The following is a 245-nucleotide window of genomic DNA, read 5'->3' as shown; positions in this document are numbered from 1 at the left end:
TAAGCCGCTGGAGCTGACCGATGGACTCGGGTAGCCCCGAGAGCTGGTTACCACCGAGATCAAATCTGGTGAGCCGCTGGAGCTGACCGATGGACTCGGGTAGCTCCGAAAGCCGGTTATCGCTGAGATCAAGGCGAGTAAGCTGCTGGAGCTGACCGATGGATTCGAGCAGCTCTGAGAGCTGGTTACCGCGTAGATTAAGGTGAGTGAGTTTCTGGAGCTGACTGATGGACTCGGGCAACTTC

Annotated in this window: 1 protein-coding gene; it reads right to left on the bottom strand. The window is 57.1% G+C overall.

The window, feature by feature from the left end; all coding sequences use genetic code 11:
* Nucleotides 1-245: leucine-rich repeat domain-containing protein (locus tag BQ17_RS14495; protein ID WP_176722443.1), on the bottom strand; the 245-nt coding region annotated here is incomplete at both ends.

Origin of the sequence: Candidatus Thiosymbion oneisti, from assembly GCF_900092655.1 — a bacterium.
GTDB classification, from domain to species: Bacteria; Pseudomonadota; Gammaproteobacteria; order Chromatiales; family Chromatiaceae; genus Thiosymbion; species Thiosymbion oneisti.
The sequence above is the reverse complement of the archived record's forward strand: the minus strand, read 5'-3'. Positions and strand labels throughout refer to the sequence as shown.